4 protein-coding genes are annotated in these 18,312 nt (G+C 62.1%); 3 read left to right on the forward strand and 1 reads right to left on the reverse strand.

Going from position 1 to position 18,312, the window contains the following annotated elements:
• The first annotated feature begins 163 nt into the window (after positions 1–163).
• The 3 genes from CFII64_RS09890 to CFII64_RS09900 are packed head-to-tail and all read left to right on the forward strand — an operon-like array spanning position 164 to position 16,213.
• Positions 164–7,954 (forward strand): non-ribosomal peptide synthetase, encoded by a 7,791-nt coding sequence (locus CFII64_RS09890; RefSeq protein WP_020290644.1) that lies wholly within the window; start codon positions 164–166, stop codon positions 7,952–7,954.
• A complete protein-coding gene (locus CFII64_RS09895; RefSeq protein WP_020290645.1) occupies positions 7,954–15,237 on the forward strand; it encodes a non-ribosomal peptide synthetase in 7,284 nt (2,427 codons plus the stop codon). The genes CFII64_RS09890 and CFII64_RS09895 overlap by 1 nt, the downstream gene beginning before the upstream one ends.
• A 19-nt stretch (positions 15,238–15,256) precedes the next feature.
• On the forward strand, positions 15,257–16,213 hold the full coding sequence (locus tag CFII64_RS09900; protein WP_020290646.1) for an alpha/beta hydrolase: 957 nt from the start codon (positions 15,257–15,259) through the stop codon (positions 16,211–16,213).
• A gap of 7 nt (positions 16,214–16,220) precedes the next feature.
• Here CFII64_RS09900 and CFII64_RS09905 read toward each other — a convergent pair whose 3' ends face one another.
• The gene (locus CFII64_RS09905; protein WP_020290647.1) at positions 16,221–18,095 is read right to left on the reverse strand and encodes an MFS transporter; all 1,875 of its coding nucleotides are present in this window, start codon (positions 18,093–18,095) and stop codon (positions 16,221–16,223) included.
• Positions 18,096–18,312: the final 217 nt, after the last annotated feature.

Below are 18,312 nucleotides of genomic sequence, written 5' to 3' on the forward strand. Positions count from 1 at the left end.
CGGCGAGGAAGATCTTCAGCGCTTGCACTGGCGCCTTCGGGGACAAGTTCCCTCCTACCGGTTGCAGCCAAGGGATTACCTCGCGCCCCCCGCTAAATCTGCCCCTCACCCCTTCGTCTTTCTGACAAAGCCAATTCCTCTGCCGACGGCGACGAGAGCGATCATGAATCAAATCAATCAACAACCCGACGACGACCTGCTGGCCCTGCTCATGGCTGATGAGCAAGGCACCGAACACGGGATCAAGGCCTCGGCTGTACAAGGCCCGATGCCGGTTTCGTTCGCCCAGCAGCGTTTGTGGTTGTTGCAGCAATTCGCCCCGGACAGCGCCGCCTACAACCTGCCGCGTGCCTTGTCGATCAAAGGTCGGCTGGATGGCGCGCTGCTGGAAAGCGCATTGCGCAAGGTGGTGAATCGCCACGACATCCTGCGCACCCGCTTCGAGGACATCGACGGCACGCCACGGCAGATTGTTGATCGGGACGCGCAACTGAATCTGGCCAGAATCAACCTCGATGATCGCCACACACTCGCCAGCCATATAGCCGCCGAAGCCGCTCGCCCGTTCGATCTGGGCAGTGCGCCGTTGATTCGCGCCACGCTGCTCAAGCTCGACGAGCAGGAGCACGTGTTGCTGCTCACCCTGCATCACATCGTCTCCGACGCCTGGTCCAATCCGATTCTCATGCAGGATCTGGTCACCGCCTTTCAGCGCCTGAGCCTTGGCGATGCCGAGCCCCTCAAGCGCCCGGCGATTCAGTACCTGGACTACGCCCGCTGGCAGCGCGAAGAGTACCTGGCCACCGCCGCGCACGATGAAGCCGCCGCCTACTGGCAAAACTATCTGGGCGACGCGTTACCGACCCTGGCATTGCCAACCGATTTCCCGGCCAGTGCCGTGCGCGACAACACTCAAGGCAGCGTTGCCTTGACGCTGCCCGAAGCATTTTCCCGACAACTGCACGGGTTCTGTCAGCTGCACAGCTTGTCGCCTTTTGTTGTGCTGTTGGGCGCGTGGCAATTGCTCTTGAGCCGCTACAGCGGTCAGCGGGATTTCACTGTCGGCGTGCCCAACGCCACACGCAATCAGAGTGCAACCCAGGAACTGGTGGGCTTTTTTGTCAGCAGCCAGATCTACCGCGCCCGTCTCGTTCCGGATCAATCCGTCAGCGACTTCCTGCATGACCTGCGGCACGCCTCACGGGCTGCGCTGGAGCATGCCGATTACCCGATTGAATTGCTGCTCGACCGACTGAACCTGCAACGCAGCACCCAGGCCAACCCGCTGTTCCAGACCTTGCTCAACTGGCGTATCGCCGAGCCTGTGCAAACCTCGCTGCGACTGGGCGATCTGCAACTGACCGCGCTGCCGGTCGCCTTGCCGCAAGCCAAGTTCGACTTGAGCATCGATATCGATTACTCGCGACAACGCATTCGCGCTGATCTGGAATACCGCGCCGAGTTGTTCCTGCCGCAAACCATCGAGCGTCTCGGCCAGCATTGGCAGAATCTGTTGCAGGCCATGCTTGATCATCCGGAGCAGCGGATTGGCGAGCTGTCGATGCTCGGCGCAGCGGAACTTGAGACGCTCCAGAACTGGAACGCCACGCAAACCGCTTATCCCCTCGATCAACCGGTGCAGCGCCTGATTGAACACCAAGCGCAGCAAACGCCGGACGCCACGGCACTGGTGTTTGCCGAGCAATCCCTGAGCTATCTTCAGCTCAACCAGCAAACCAACCAACTGGCGCACCAACTCATGACGCTGGGCGTCGGCCCGGAAGTGTTGGTGGGCATTGCCGTCGAGCGCAGCGTGGCCATGGTCGTCGGCCTGCTGGCGATTCTCAAGGCGGGCGGCGCCTATGTGCCGCTGGACCCGGAATACCCCCGCGAGAGGCTGGCCTACATGATCGAAGACAGCGGCATTCAATTGCTGCTGACGCAACAAGAAGTGCTCAAGCAACTGCCCACCGAGCCCGGGCTGAACATCCTCAGCCTCGACGAACTGGATCTCTCCGGCTTCCCGTCGAGCAATCCCGAGATCAGGGTTACCCCGGAAAACCTGGCTTACGTGATCTACACCTCAGGCTCCACCGGCAAACCCAAAGGCGCGGGCAACCGGCATGCGGCACTGACCAATCGGCTGTGCTGGATGCAGCAGGCTTACCAGCTGGACAGCCGCGACACCGTGCTGCAAAAAACCCCGTTCAGTTTCGACGTCTCGGTCTGGGAGTTTTTCTGGCCGTTGATGACCGGTGCGCGCCTGGCCATGGCCGCGCCGGGGGATCATCGCGATCCGGCGAAACTGGTGGCGCTGATCGAACGCCATCAGGTCACCACCCTGCATTTCGTCCCTTCGATGCTGCAAGCCTTCCTGCTGGACGAAACCGCGCAGCGCTGCACCGGTTTGCAACGCATCATTTGCAGCGGCGAAGCCCTGCCGGTGGACACCCAGCAACAGGTGTTCGCCAAACTGCCCAACGCCAGCCTGTTCAATCTTTATGGCCCGACCGAAGCGGCCATCGATGTGACCCATTGGACCTGCCGCGAGGAACAGCGCGACAGCGTGCCCATCGGCCAGCCCATCGCCAACCTGACCACGCACATCCTCGACAGGCAATTGCAGCCGCTGCCGGTTGGCGTGATCGGCGAGCTGTACCTGGGCGGCGTGGGCCTGGCCCGTGGTTATCATCAGCGTCCAGCGCTGACGGCCGAACGCTTCGTCACCAGCCCGTTCGGCGCTGGCGAGCGCCTGTATCGCACCGGCGACCTGGCCTGCTATCGCGCCGACGGCGTCATCGAATATCGCGGCCGCATCGACCATCAAGTGAAGATTCGCGGCCTGCGCATCGAGCTGGGGGAAATCGAAACCCGCCTGCTGGAACTGTCAGACATCCGCGAAGCGGTGGTCCTCGCCGTCGACCAGCAACTGGTGGGTTATGTGGTGCCCGTGCAGCCCGCCGAAGCCGGCCGCCACAGCCGTCTGCAAGAGGCGATCAAGGCCCGGCTTGCCGAGCATTTGCCCGATTACATGGTGCCAGGCCTTTGGGTATTTCTCGGGCAAATGCCCCTGAGCGCCAACGGCAAACTGGACCGCAAGGCCCTGCCTGCGCCCGACAGCGCTCAGCGGCAAAACGCTTATGTGGCGCCACATAACGAGCTGCAACAGCGCCTGATCGAACTTTGGCAGGACGTGCTCAAGCGCGAAACCATTGGCATCAGCGATAACTTTTTCGACCTGGGCGGCGACTCGATCATCTCCATTCAACTGGTCAGCCGCGCGCGTCAGGCTGGCATCCAGTTCAGTCCCAAAGAACTGTTTCAGCATCAGACCATCGCTCATCTGGCCAACGTCGCGCGCATCGACGACATCGGCCAGCTGATTGAGCAAGGTCCGGCAACCGGCGCGGCACTGTTGCTGCCGATTCAGCAGGCGTTCTTCGCCAGGAATCTGGCCGAGCCGCAGCACTGGAATCAGTCCGTGGTGCTCAAGCCGAACGTCACCCTGGACGCCGACCACCTTGAGCAGGCCTTGCGCGCGCTGCTCGCCCATCACGATGCACTGCGCCTGACCTTCAGCCAGACACCCCACGGCTGGACGTCCGCCTATCAATCCCTGCACGCCAGCAGCTTCGAGCTATGGCAGGCGCACATCGGCGATATTGCGGACCTTGCGCAACTGGGCAACGACGCGCAACGCAGCCTGAACCTGCAAGAAGGCCCCTTGCTGCGCGCGGTGCTGGTCAGCCTCGAGGACGGCAGCCAACGCCTGCTGCTGGCAATCCATCACTTGGTGGTGGACGGCGTTTCCTGGCGGGTCTTGTTCGAGGACTTGCAGAGCAGCTATCGCCAGTTGCAGTCCGGCCAGTCGATCGTCCTGCCCGCCCGCACCAGCGCCTTTCAAGCCTGGGGCGAACGCCTGCAGTCCTACGCAACTGCAAGCGCAGCGCTGCAAAAACAGCTGCCGTTCTGGCAGCAGCAGCTGGCGGGCGCGGCTGACGAATTGCCCGGCGCCCGCCCCGCTGCCCGTCTGGACAATGCACTGGCAGTCACGGTGCAAACCCGGCTGGATCAAACCCTCACCCGCCAGTTGTTGCAGCAGGCGCCAGCGGCGTATCGCACCCAGGTCAACGACCTGCTGCTGACCGCCCTGAGCCGCGTGCTCAGCCGCTGGACCGGACGCGACAGCACCGTCATTCAACTGGAAGGCCACGGCCGCGAAGCGCTGTTCGACGATATCGACTTGAGCCGCAGCGTGGGCTGGTTTACCAGTTTGTACCCGGTGAAACTCGCTGCAGCGCCGAACTTCGAGGACTCGATCAAGGCCGTCAAAGAGCAACTGCGCACCATCCCCGACAAAGGCATCGGTTTTGGCCTGCTGCGGTATCTGGGTGACGAAGCGACTCGCGCTCAGTTGAGTCGCGCGCCAACGCCGCGCATCACCTTCAATTACCTGGGCCAGTTCGACGGCAGTTTCGATGGCGCCGCCGACAGCCTGTTCAGCCCTTGTGACGAGAACGCTGGCGCCGAGCAAAGCCCGCAGGCACCGCTGGGCAACTGGCTGACCCTCAACGGCCGGGTCTACGCCGGCGAGCTGAGCATGGGCTGGACCTTCAGCCGCGAGATGTTCGACGAAACGCTGATCCAGCGTCTGGCCGATGAGTACGCCGACGAACTGGCCCAGCTGATCGAGCATTGCGCGCAACACAATGGCATCACGCCTTCGGACTTCCCGCTGGCACCGATCAGCCAGCAACAGCTGGACGACTTGCCAATTGCCGCCGCCGATATCCAGGACATTTACCCGCTGGCACCGATGCAGCAAGGCATGTTGTTCCATACCCTGCACGAGCAGGCGGCGGGCAATTACCTGAACCAGATGCGGCTGGACGTCAGCGGCCTGGACCCGGAATTATTCCGTCAGGCCTGGCAAGCGGTCATCGACCAGCACGACATTCTGCGCACTTCGTTCCTCTGGAGTGGCGAACTGGAGCAACCGCTGCAAGTGGTTCGTGCGCGTCTGGACATGCCGTTCAGCGTGCTGGACTTGCGTACATCCGCCAATCAACCACAGGCGCTGAATGAGCTGGCGCAACAGCAGTTGCTGCAGGGTTTCGACCTGAGCCAGGCGCCGTTGCTGAACCTGATCGCCGCGCAAACCGCTGACGACAGCCATCACCTGATCCTCACCCACCACCACATTTTGCTGGACGGCTGGAGTACTTCGCAGTTGCTCGGTGAAGTATTGCAACGCTACAGCGCGCGACCGGTCGCGGCGCATCAAGGTCGCTATCGGGATTACATCGACTGGCTGCAACAGCAGGATCACGCCGCCAGCGAAACCTTCTGGCGCGAGCAATTCAAAACACTGGACGAGCCGCTGCTGTTGGCCCGGCACCTGACGCCTCCGCTTGCTGCGCCTGCCGGTCACGCCGACTACAACCTGGCGCTGGATGCCGAGCAAACCGCAGCGTTGAACGAGTTCGCCCGCCAGCAGAAAGTCACCCTCAACACGCTGTTACAGGGTGCGTGGGCACTGCTGCTGCAACGCTACAGCGGTCAGGACGCGGTGTGCTTCGGCGCTACTGTCGCGGGTCGGCCGACCCAGATCGCCGGGATTGAGCAGCAGATCGGGCTGTTCATCAACACCTTGCCGGTGATCAGCGATCCGCGCCCGGAACTGATCGTCAGCCAGTGGCTGCAAGCGCTGCAAGCGCAGAACCTCAACCTGCGCGAACACGAACACAGCGCGTTGGCCGACGTGCAGCGCTGGGCCGAGCACGCGGGCGAAGCCTTGTTCGACACGCTGCTGGTGTTCGAAAACTACCCGATTTCCCAGGCGCTGGAACAAGGCGCGCCGCAAGGCCTGCGCTTCGCCAATGTCAGCAGTCACGAGCAGACCAACTACCCGCTCACTCTGATCATTAACGTCGCCGAAAATCTGGCGCTGCGCTTCAACTATTCGCGCCAGCAGTTCAGCCCGCAGATCATCGCCGCCATGGCGCGGCAGACCCTTGAACTGCTCAACGCGCTGCGGGAAAACGTCGAGCGCCCAGTGGGCGAACTGACACTTAGCGACAGCGCATCCGCCCTTGAGGAATGGAATCCAGCGCGCAGCGAATTCCCCATCGAGCAGTGCCTTGGGCAACTGATCGAAGCCCAGGCCGCTCGCGCGCCGAACGCCATCGCCGTGAGCTGCGACGGCCAGACGCTGACTTACGCACAGCTCAATCAGCGCGCCAACCGGTTTGCGCACCAACTGATGGAACGCGGCGTCGGCCCGGAAGTGCGCGTCGGGCTGGCGGTTGAACGCAATCTGGAAATGATTATTGGCCTGCTGGCGATTCTCAAAGCCGGTGGCGCTTATGTGCCGCTGGACCCGGCCTATCCCGAAGATCGCTTGCGCTACATGATCGAGGACAGCGGCATTGGCGTGCTGCTGACCCAAGGTTCGCAGCTCAACGCATTGCCGATCAGCGCGGAGATTCAGGTGCTGTTGCTGGACGGCGACGCCGCTGGCTACAGCGACGCCAACCCGCTCGTGAGCATCGATCCGGCGAATCTTGCCTATGTGATTTACACCTCCGGCTCCACCGGCCAGCCGAAAGGCGCGCTGCTGACCCACGCCAACGCCCTGCGTTTGTTCAAGGCTGGCGAACAGCATTTCAGCTTCAGCAAGCAGGACGTGTGGACGCTGTTTCACTCTTACGCGTTCGACTTTTCGGTCTGGGAAATCTTTGGCGCGCTGCTCTACGGCGGCAAGCTGGTGATCGTGCCGCACGCCGTCAGCCGCAGCCCGCAAGCCTTCCACGAGCTGCTTATCGAACACGGCGTCACGGTGTTGAGCCAGACGCCATCTGCGTTCAAGCCCTTGATGGCAGTGGCCTGCACGGCCCAGCAAAGCCTGGCGCTGCGTTATGTGGTGTTCGGTGGCGAAGCCCTGGACGTGGCGAGTCTGCGGCCGTGGTTCGAGCAGTTTGGTGATCGCTCGCCGCAGCTGATCAACATGTACGGCATCACCGAAACCACGGTCCACGTTACTTATCGGGCGATCACCCGGGATGATTTCCTCAAGGACACTTGCAGTCCGATTGGCGCGCCGTTGGCCGACCTTAGCTGGTACTTGCTGGACGGCGCTCTGAATCCGGCGCCCAAAGGCTGCATCGGCGAGCTGTTCATCGGCGGCGCGGGCCTGGCGCGGGGTTACCTGAATCGTCAGGATCTCACCGCGACGCGCTTCGTTCCCAACCTGTTTGCCGAGGATGGCAGCCGGTTGTATCGCACTGGCGATCTGGCCCGTTACCGCAACGATGGCAGTGTCGACTATCTGGGACGCGGCGATCATCAGGTGAAGATTCGCGGTTTCCGTATCGAACTGGGGGAAATCGAAGCGCAACTATTGGCGCAACCCCAGGTTGAACAAGCCGTGGTTCTGGCCCGTGACAGCAGCGACGGTCAGCAACTGGTGGCCTATGTGGTGGCCGACGAAGCCATCGCCAGTCGCGAAGCGCTCAAGGCCGCCCTCAAGGAGCAGCTACCGGACTACATGATCCCGACGCACTTGCTGTTTGTCGCCAGCCTGCCGCTGACCGCCAACGGCAAACTCGACCGCAACGCCCTGCCGGAACCCAGCGCCAGTCTGGCCCAAGGTGAGTACGTCGCGCCGCATAGCCAGCTGGAACAGCAAATCGCCGGGATCTGGCAAGACGTACTCAAGCTGGAGCGCGTCGGCCTGACCGACAACTTCTTCGAGCTGGGCGGGCATTCGCTGCTGGTCATCAAGGTGGTGTCGCGACTGCAACTGGAACTCGGCTTGCAGCTGACTCCGCAACAACTGTTCCAGGCGCCGACACTGGGCGCTTTCGCCAGCTCGCTGGCGCAGGACGGCGATGCCGTGAACACATCGAAATTGAGCAGGCTCGAAGCACTGCTCGACGACATGGAGGAAGTTTGATGGACCGCACGACCGCTTCGAGAATCGCCCGGCGCTTTATCACGCTGCCGCTGGAAAAACGCACTGTCTATTTGCAGAAGATGCTTGAAGAAGGCGTGTCCCCGGCCAACCTGCCGATCCCCGAAGTGCAGTCGAGCTTTGAGCAATTGCCGCTGTCTTTCGCCCAGGAACGGCAATGGTTCCTCTGGCAACTGGACCCGCACAGCGCGGCGTATCACATCCCCATGGCCTTGCATTTGCTCGGCGAGCTGGATGTTGCCGCGCTGGAGCGCAGCTTCAACGCGTTGATCGCCCGTCACCAAAGTTTGCGCACCACCTTCCAGCTGATCGATGAGCGCACCGTGCAGATGGTTGCCGATACACAGCCCATCAAGCTGGGGATTCGCCAGGCAACCAGCGGCGACGAAGCGGAAATCAAAGCCTTTATCGCCGCAACCACCGCCCAGCTGTTCGACCTGGAAAATGGCCCGTTGCTGCGGGCTCAATTGCTGCGCCTGAGCGAGCATGAACATGTGTTGGTCATGGCTCAGCACCATATCGTTTCCGACGGCGCGTCCATGCAGGTGATGGTCGCCGAGTTGATCGAATGCTATGCCGCATTCAGCGGCGGCACCGAGCCCGAGCTGCCGGAACTGGCGATTCAATACGCCGACTACGCCATCTGGCAGCGGCACTGGATGGAAGCCGGCGAACGCGAGCGCCAGCTGGATTACTGGACCCGGCAATTGGGCGGCGAACAACCGGTGCTGGAGCTGCCCGCCGACCGTTCGCGTCCCGCCGAGCAAAGTTACCGCGGCGCGCAACTGGACGTGGCGCTGGACGCGCAACTGGGCCCGGCCCTCAAGCAACTGGCGCAGCAGCACAACGTCACATTGTTCATGTTGCTGCTGGCGTCGTTCCAGACCTTGCTGCATCGCTACAGCCGCCAAAACGACATCCGCGTCGGCGTGCCGGTGGCCAACCGCAACCGGATGGAAACCGAGCGTCTGATCGGCTTTTTCGTCAACACTCAGGTGCTCAAGGCCGAGTTCAGCGAACACACGCGTTTCAGCCAATTGCTGCAACAGGTCCGGCAAACCGCGCTGGATGCCCAGGCCCATCAGGAATTGCCGTTCGAACAACTGGTCGGCGCGCTGCATCCGGAACGCAGCCTTAGCCACAGCCCGCTGTTCCAGGTGATGTTCAATCATCAGGGCGCGGACGCCACGGCGGCCCATAGCCAGGTCGCCGGTCTGACCATCGATAACCTCGGCTGGGACAACCCCACCGCGCAGTTCGACCTGACCCTGAACACTTCGCTGACCGAACACAGCTTCAGTGCATCACTGACCTACGCCACCGACCTGTTCGACGCAGCGACCATCGAGCGTCTGGCCCGGCATTGGCAGGCCTTGCTGCGCAGCATCGTCAGCGATCCGGATCAACGGGTCGCCGGTTTGCCGCTGCTGGATGACGCCGAGCGCGCCTTGATCGTCGAGGGCTGGAACGTGCCGGTCAGCCAGAATCCGCCGACCCACAACGTGGTGCGGCTGTTTGAAGACCAAGTCCAGAAAAATCCCTGGGCTGTCGCGCTGATCGTCGCCGGGCAACACCTGACTTACGCGCAACTCAACCGTCGCGCCAACCAGCTGGCCCATTGTTTGATCCAGCAAGGCGTCGGCCCTGAAGTGCTGGTGGGCATCGCCGTTGAACGCAGCGTGGCCATGGTCGTCGGCTTGCTGGCAATCCTCAAGGCCGGTGGTGCGTATCTGCCGCTGGACCCGACGTATCCGGAAGAACGCCTGGCCTACATGATCGCCGACAGCGGCATACAGCTGCTGTTGACCCAAGCCCATGTACAGGCGCACTTGTCGATCCCCGAAGGCCTGAAAACACTGGTACTGGATGATCCGGCCAGTAGCCTTGGCAGCTTTTCCGAAAACAATCCCGACGTTGCGACCGCCCAGGAAAATCTGGCGTACACCCTCTACACCTCAGGCTCCACCGGCAAACCCAAAGGCGTGATGGTTTCCCACGGCGCGCTGCGTAACTTCACCTCAAGCATGGCCGTCGCGCCGGGTATCACTGCCGATGACCGGCTGCTGTCGCTGACCACGTTCTGCTTCGATATTTTCGGCCTGGAACTCTATGTGCCGCTGAGCGTGGGCGCGCGGGTGGTCCTCGCGGGCAACGACGTCAATCTCGATCCGCAGGCGTTGCTGGACATCGTGCAGCGCCAGGGCATCAGCGTCCTGCAAGCCACGCCTTCGACCTGGCGCATGCTCCTCGACCATCCCCGGCGCGGCGCCCTGCAAGGCTGCAAACTGCTGTGCGGCGGCGAAGCCCTGAGCGATGAACTGGCGGCGCGCATGCTGGCGGTCAGCGATCAGCTGTGGAATCTGTATGGGCCCACCGAAACCACCATCTGGTCGGCGATCCATCGACTGGACCGCAGCCATACCAAACCCTGGCTCGGTCGCCCCATCGACAACACCACGCTGTACATCCTCGACGCCGACCTGCAACCGGCGCCGATTGGCGTCGCCGGAGAACTGCTGATTGGCGGCAACGGCCTGGCCCGGGGGTATTTCAAGCGGCCCGAGCTGACCGCTGAACGCTTCGTGCCGGACCCGTTCGGCGCGCCCGGTGCGCAGCTGTATCGCACCGGCGACCTGTGCCGTTATCGCGCCGACGGCATCATCGAATACCTCGGGCGCCTTGATCATCAGGTGAAGATTCGCGGCTTCCGCATCGAATTGGGAGAGATCGAAACCCGTCTGCAAGCCCAGCCGCTGGTACGCACCGCCGCCGTCGTTGCCCAACCGGCCACGACCGGTGAACAGCTGGTGGCGTATGTGGTGCTGGCGCAACCGCTCAGCGACAGCGCCGAACAAGCTGCATTGCGCGAACGCATCCGCACCGCCCTGCGCAAGGATTTGCCCGACTACATGATCCCGGCGCAGCTGCTGTTCCTCGAACAACTGCCGCTGACGCCCAACGGCAAGCTGGACCGCAAGGCGCTGCCCGCCGCCGATGCCAGCCAGATGCAGCAGGTTTACGTCGCGCCGCAAACCGCCATGCAACAACGCATTGCCGCAATCTGGCAGGACGTGCTCAAGCTTGCCCAAGTGGGCATCAGCGATAACTTCTTCGACCTGGGCGGCGACTCGATCATCTCGATTCAACTGGTCAGCCGCGCCCGGCAGAACGGCATTCACTTCACGCCCAAGGATCTGTTCCAGCACCAGACCGTTGAACACCTGGCCAGCGTGGCGCGTGTTGATGATCAGCAGACAACCGACCCGACCGACGCCAGCGCCTTCGCCCTCGCGGGTCTCGATGCTGCGCAACTGGCTTCGCTGCCGGTGCCGCTGGCGCAACTGGAAGACATCTACCCGCTGTCGCCGATGCAGCAAGGCATGCTGTTCTACACCCTGGAAGCCAACGATGCGGCGCTGTACCTGAACCAGATGGCCGTGTCGGTGCAAGGGCTTGATGTGGCGCGGTTCATCGCCGCGTGGAATGCAGTCATAGAGCGTCACGAGATTTTGCGCAGCGGGTTCTGGTCCGCCAGTTCCCTGGCCGAACCCTTGCAGCTGGTTTACAAGCACGCCAGCATTGCCGTGCAGCAACTGGACTGGCAAGGTCGCGAGGTGCAGCCGCAACAGTTGCAACAGCAAGTCGATCTGGATGCCGCCCAGGGTTTCGATCTGCTCGCCGCACCGTTGATGCGCCTGACGTTGGTGCAGCTCGACGCGCAGACCCATTACCTGATCTGGACCAGCCACCACATTTTGATGGACGGCTGGAGCAGTTCGCGCCTGCTCGGTGAAGTGCTGGAGCATTACAGCGGTCAGCCGCTGGCGCCGAAACACGGGCGCTATCGGGATTACATCGCCTGGCTCAAGGCCCAGTCGCAGCAAACCCTGGAACACTTCTGGAAAGCCCAGTTGCAAGACCTCAGCGGGCCGACCATGCTCGCCAGCAGCATTGCGCCTGCGCCAACCGCCGGTCTCGAAGGCCACGAAGCGCTGTACCTGAAGTGGGACAAGGAGCAAACCCGCCAGTTGCGGGATCAGGCCCAACGCCTGCGCATCACCCCCAACACCTTGATCCAGGCCACCTGGCTGCTGCTGTTGCAGCGTTTCACCGGGCAAGCCACGGTTTGTTTCGGCGCCACGGTGGCCGGACGGCCCGCCAGCCTGGCCCATGCCGATGAAATGCTCGGCCTGTTCATCAATACCCTGCCGATCATCCAGACCCCCGACCCGCGCCAGACCGTCGCCGACTGGCTGGCGCAGCTGCAAAGCTGCAACCTGGGGATTCGCGATCACGAGCACGCCTCTCTCGCGGACATTCAGCGCTGGTCCGGCAACAGCGGTCAGGCGTTGTTCGACAGCATCATCGTCTTCGAGAACCATCCGCTGGACGAGCGTCTGGATCAAGCCAGCCAACACGACCTGCAATTCGGCGAGGTCAGCGCCCGTGGCGTTACCGATTTCGCCATGGACCTGGCGGTGATGCTCAAGGACACGCTGACCATCGAATTCATGTACCTGCGCAAGCGCTTCAGCGCTGCGGCCAGCGAGCAAATCCGCCGCAGCTACGAGGCTTTGTTGCTGGCCTTGCTGAACAATCCCCACGCCACCCTCGGCAGCCTGGACATGCTCGACGCCAGCGAGCGCCAGCAGTTGCGCGGCAACAACCTGATGGCCGAGCCACTGACAAACGCCCCATTGTTGGCCGAATTGATCGCCGGACACGCCGTGCAACGTCCGGACGCGATTGCCGTGACCTGTGCCGGAAGCCAACTGACTTACGCCGAACTGGACCGTCGCGCCAACCGTCTGGCCCACCACTTGCTCGCCCAAGGTGTCGGCCCGGAAACCTTCGTCGGCGTCGCTCTGGAACGCTCGGTGGACGTGATCGTCGCGTTCTACGCGGTGATGAAAACCGGCGCCGCGTATGTGCCACTGGACATCGATTATCCTCAGGAGCGCATTCAGTGGATTGCCGGTGATTCGGCGATGCACCTGTTGATCACCCACAGTAATCTGCGGGAGCGCTTTGCCGGGATCGCGCCGGGCCTGATTGCGCTGGACGCTCTTGAGCTCGGTTCGCTGCCGCACACCTGCCCGGCAAATCAGGTGCAGGAAGCCAACCTTGCGTACCTGATCTACACCTCCGGCTCGACCGGCCAGCCCAAAGGCGTCGCGGTCAGTCACGGGCAGATTCGCATGCATTGCAAGGCCATCGCCGAACGTTATGACATGGACGAGCAGACCCGGGAATTGCTGTTCATGTCCTTCGCTTTCGACGGCGCTCAGGAACGCTGGCTGTCGACCTTGCTCAGCGGCGGCGAACTGGTGGTGCGTGACAATCGCCTGTGGACCCCGGAAGAAACCTGGCACGCGCTGCATGCCCACCGGATCAGCATCGCCTGCTTCCCGCCCGCCTACCTGCAACAAATGGCCGAATACGCGGAAACCCAGGACCAGCCGCCACCGCCCGTGCGTATTTATTGCTTCGGCGGCGATGCCGTGGCCGATGCCAACTTCGAACGGGTCAAGCGCGCCCTCAGGCCGCAGTTCCTCACCAACGGCTACGGGCCAACGGAAACGGTGGTCACGCCGCTGCTGTGGAAAGTTGACGTGCAGGCCACCTGCGGCGCGGTGTATGCGCCGATCGGCACACGGGTCGGCGAGCGCAGTTTGTATGTGCTCGACGAAGCGCTTAATCCATTGCCGGTCGGCGTGGCCGGTGAGTTGTACATCGGCGGCCAGGGTGTGGCGCGGGGTTATCACCGGCGTCCGGGCCTGACCGCCGAACGTTTCGTCGCCAACCCGTTTGCCAGCGATGGCGGACGCTTGTATCGCACCGGCGACCGGGTACGCCAACGTGCCGACGGGGTCATCGATTACCTGGGGCGGCTCGACAATCAGGTGAAGATTCGCGGTTTCCGCATCGAACTCGGCGAGATCGAAGCTCGCTTGCGCGCCATGCCGGATGTGCAGGATGCCGTGGTAGTGGCGCGGGAAGGCGCTGCGGGTAAACAACTGATCGGTTATGTGGTCGCAGTTGCGCAAGCCAACCTTGGCCAGCGTTTACGCAGCGAGCTGCAAGCGGACTTGCCGGACTACATGGTGCCGGCGCAGATCCTCACGCTCAGCGAATTCCCGCTCAATGCCAACGGCAAGCTGGACCGCAAGGCCTTGCCGGCCCCTGAATTCAAAGGCCGCGAATTCATCGCCCCACGCAACGATGTCGAGCGCGGCCTGGCCGCGATCTGGCAAGAAGTGCTGGAGGTCGAACAGATCGGCGTCACCGACAACTTCTTCGAGCTGGGCGGCGATTCCCTGCGCATCCTCAAGGTGCTGTCCAAGGTGCGCGCCAGCGGTTTGCCGGTGCAGTTGAAACTGCGCGACATGATCAGCAAACCGACCATCGCCGAGCTGTCCGGCTTCGCACTGGATGGCCATTCGGACGAAGGGCAAAATCTCGACCCATTGTTGCTGCTCAACAGCCGCACCAACAACGCGCCGGCCTTGTTCTGCCTGCACGCGGGCTTTGGCACCGTCTTCGATTACGAGCCTTTGGCCCGGCGGCTGGACGGCAAGCGCAGCGTCTACGGCCTGCAATGCCGCATGCTGTTGCAGCGCGACTGGGAGGACGAATCCCTGGCGGCCATGGCCATCGACTACGCGCAGTACATTCGGCAGAAACAGGCCGACGGCCCTTATCACCTGCTGGGCTGGTCGCTGGGCGGAACCCTCGCGGTGCTGGTCGCCCAGGAACTGGAAAGCCAGGGCCAGCGCGTCGAGTTTCTCGGTCTGGTGGACAGTTTCGTGCCCAGCGCCGGGCAAGCCGCTGTCGAAGATGACTGGAACGCCGACCTGCGCAGCTTTCTGGCAGTGATCTTTGGCGTATCGCAAACGCAATTGCCGGACGTTGAACTGGGCACGAGTCGCGATGTTGAGACGCTGCAAGCATTGATCGGCCGCATCAAGACCGAGATGTCGGCGACTTCGGCCTACGCGAGTATTGGCAGCGACGAACTGGCACACACCTTCTGCGTCGCCATGAAACTCAAGGTGCTGTCCCGCCAGATCGACGCCCTGCCGCGCACTGCCAGCAGCGCCCATTGCTGGTGGGCGGCCAGCGCCAGCGATGCCGAACATCCAAGGATCAGCGGCGCGGTGACGAACATTCGCATTCCGGCCGGGCATTACCAACTGCTCAATCACCCGACGCTGCTCACTGGCCTGCTGCATGCGCTGTCCGCTGCGGAACCGGTCACCCAATAACTTGAAAAAGGAGCACGCAATGCCTCTGGACCCCGATCTCGAAGGTTTCCTGGAATTGGCGCAGATGGGTCGCCTGAGCGGCAAGAGTCGGCCCATGCACGAACTGAGTGTCGAACAGGCACGCGCCGAATTTGAACAGACGTCACAAGTGCTCGATCCTTGCCCGCCCGCTGCCGTCGAGGTCAGCACGCTGTCGATCCCGACCCGGGATGGCCAGTACATCGAGGCGCGGTTGTACCGCGTGGCGCAGCAAGAACCGACACCCCAACCGGGGATTCTGTACTTTCACGGCGGCGGTTATGTGGTGGGCAGTCTGGATTCCCACGACTCCATATGCCGTCGCCTGGCTGCCAATGGCCGGCAAACAGTACTCGCACCCACTTATCGTCTGGCGCCGGAAACGCCCTTCCCCACGGCAATCAATGACGCGCTGGACGCTGCCAACTGGCTGGCCGAACACGCCGCGAGCCTCGACATCGACAACCGCCACATCAGCGTCGCGGGGGACAGCGTCGGAGCGACTTTGGCCACCGTACTGGCGATCAGTGCCGTGCTTGAACCCAAGAGCATTCAACTGCGGCCCAAGGCGCAATTACTCTTCTATCCGGTGACCGACGCCTCGCGAACACGAGCATCCCATCAGCGTTACGCCGAAGGCTTTCTGCTGGAAAGCGAAACACTGCAGTGGTTTTACACTCATTACAGTCCGGACCCGGCCCAGCGCAGCGACTGGCGAGTCTCGCCGTTACTGACTGCGGACCTCAGGCCGTTGGCCCCCGCTTATATAAGCCTGGCGGAATACGACCCGCTGTTCGATGAAGGCAAGGAATACGCCGAACGGCTCAGCGCCACCGGCACGCCCGTGACCCTGAACATCCAGAACGGCTTGACGCACGATTTTCTGCGCATGAGCGGCATCAGCGAAGCCATCCCCGGCGTTTACGCTGCCATCGATGACTGGCTGCTCAAGCACTGAAGGCGGCTCAGCGCAGGCTTCCGCGCAGCAGCGCTACCTGTTCCCGAGCCTGCGCGGGCGCCGAACCATCGGCCGCCAGCGCTGGCCCGGCCACCACGGTGACCCGCGACCACAATCGCCGAAACAGGCCTTTATTCGGATCGCGACTGAAAAAGCTGCCCCACAAACCCTGCAACGCCAGCGGGATCACCGGCACCTGAGTCTGTTCCAGCACCTTGATCATGCCGCCCTTGAACTCATCGATTTCGCCGTCCTTGGTCAACTTGCCTTCCGGAAAGATACACACCAGTTCGCCTTCGCTCAGGTAATGGGCGATTCGCTCGAAGGCCTGTTCGTAAATCCGCGCATCCTCATTACGCCCGGCAATCGGAATGGTCCCGGCAGTGCGGAAAATAAAGTTCAGCACCGGCAGGTTATAGATTTTGTAATACATCACGAAACGAATCGGTCGCCGCACTGCGCCGCCGATCAACAGCGCATCGACGAACGACACATGATTGCAAACCAGCAGCGCCGCGCCTTCATCGGGGATCAGCTCCAGATTGCGGTGCTCGACGCGGTACATGGAATGGCTGAGCAGCCAGATCAGGAAGCGCATGGTGAACTCGGGCACGATCTTGAAGATGTAGGTGTTGACCGCGATGTTCATCAGCGAGATGACCAGAAACAATTCCGGGATCGATAGCTGGGCAACGCTGAGCAGCAGGATCGACACCAGCGCCGAAACCACCATGAACAGCGCATTGAGAATGTTGTTGGCGGCGATCACTCGGGAGCGTTCATTCTCCGGAGTGCGCGACTGAATCAACGCGTACAGCGGCACGATATAAAAGCCGCCAAAGACGCCAATGCCGAGAATATCAAACAGCACCCACAAGGCCGGGCCAGAGCCCAGCACCGCCAGCCAGTCATTGGCCATGACGTTTTGCGGCATATTGCCCGAATGCCACCACAACAGCAGGCCAAAAACGGTCAGGCCCATGGAGCCAAACGGCACCAGACCAATCTCCACCTTGCGCCCGGACAAGCGCTCGCAAAGCATCGAACCTGCGGCGATGCCGATGGAGAAGACTGTCAGGATCAGCGTGACGACCGTTTCGTCACCGTACAGCCACTCTTTGGCGTAGGCCGGGATCTGCGTGAGGTAGATCGCGCCGACAAACCAGAACCACGAGTTGCCGACAATCGAACGCGACACCGCCGGCGTCTGATTCAGGCCCATGCGCAAGGTGGCCCAGGACTGGCTGAAGATATTCCAGTTGATCGTCAATCCCGGCGTCGCAGCGGCCGCACGCGGGATGCCACGACTGGCGAGATAACCCAGGCACGCCACCAGGATCATGACGCTGGCAACCACCGGCGCGTAGTTCGAGGTCGACATCATCACCCCGGCGCTGATGGTGCCCGCCAGGATCGCGAGGAACGTGCCCATTTCCACCAGACCGTTACCGCCCACCAGTTCCTCTTCACGCAGATGCTGCGGCAGGATCGAATACTTCACCGGCCCGAACAGCGCCGAATGCGTGCCCATGGCAAACAGCGCCACCAGCATCAGCCACAGGTGCCCATAAATGAACCCGGCCGCACCCACCAGCATGATCCCGATCTCGCCCAGCTTGATCAGCCGAATCAACGCGTCCTTGGCGTACTTCTCGCCGAACTGCCCGGCCAGCGCCGAAAACAGGAAAAACGGCAGAATAAACAATAACGCGCACAGGTTGACCCAGATCGAACGATCACCCTCGATGGCCAGCTTGTAGAGAATCGCCAGAATCAGCGATTGCTTGAGCACGTTATCGTTAAACGCCCCAAGGGACTGAGTAATGAAAAACGGCAGGAAGCGGCGTTTTCCCAACAGCGTGAATTGTGACGGGTGGCTCATCGTCCGTGGTCCTGAATGGCTGTGCGATTGGAAAGTCTTGATCCAGTGCGAGCCACATTGAAGACGTTCGATTGCGATATGTCGATAGGACGTTTCTGATTGTGCGGGGAAATGCGGTTTTATCGGGTGAGCAAAAACCCGTGGGACCGGATTCGTACGCTTCGGCAATGAGTCGTAGGACCGGATTCATCCGGGAGGACGTCGGTGCTGGCGCCCT

It is taken from the genome of Pseudomonas sp. CFII64 (assembly GCF_000416235.1).
Taxonomy (GTDB): Bacteria; Pseudomonadota; Gammaproteobacteria; order Pseudomonadales; family Pseudomonadaceae; genus Aquipseudomonas.

Bases quoted from the DNA above. Each gene is read 5' to 3' on its own strand.
- CFII64_RS09890 (WP_020290644.1), top strand. From the start codon at position 164: ATGAATCAAATCAATCAACAACCCGACGACGACCTGCTGGCCCTGCTC.
- CFII64_RS09895 (WP_020290645.1), top strand. From the start codon at position 7,954: ATGGACCGCACGACCGCTTCGAGAATCGCCCGGCGCTTTATCACGCTG.
- CFII64_RS09900 (WP_020290646.1), top strand. From the start codon at position 15,257: ATGCCTCTGGACCCCGATCTCGAAGGTTTCCTGGAATTGGCGCAGATG.
- CFII64_RS09905 (WP_020290647.1), bottom strand. From the start codon at position 18,095: ATGAGCCACCCGTCACAATTCACGCTGTTGGGAAAACGCCGCTTCCTG.